The sequence below is a fragment of the Caballeronia sp. M23-90 genome (genome assembly GCF_053574605.1).
The window spans coordinates 1-297 of record NZ_JBSIPA010001017.1 but is presented as its reverse complement, the minus strand read 5'-3'; the positions used below and the strand labels follow the sequence as shown (position 1 = coordinate 297).

Here is a 297-nt window from a genome sequence, read left to right as displayed (position 1 = left end):
ACGCTCGCCCGCAGTTTCAAGCGTGTGAGCGGCGCTTTCAGATCGTGCGCGATGCCCGCCAGCATTACGGCTTTTTCGTCGTCGGCGTCGTTGATCTGCCGCATCATCTGGTTGAATGCGCGGATCAGGTCGCGCAATTCGCGCGGTCCGCGTTCTTCAACGGGCACCGGACGCTCGCCCGCAGTTTCAAGCGTGTGAGCGGCGCTTTCAGATCGTGCGCGATGCCCGCCAGCATTACGGCTTTTTCGTCGTCGGCGTCGTTGATCTGCCGCATCATCTGGTTGAATGCGCGGATCA

Annotated in this window: 1 pseudogene; it reads right to left on the bottom strand. The window is 61.3% G+C overall.

Annotation, left to right across the window (positions count from 1 at the left end):
• Window positions 1-218: pseudogene (locus ACRXB1_RS37595) on the bottom strand (HAMP domain-containing protein); the annotation flags it as partial.
• Window positions 219-297 lie beyond the last annotated feature (79 nt).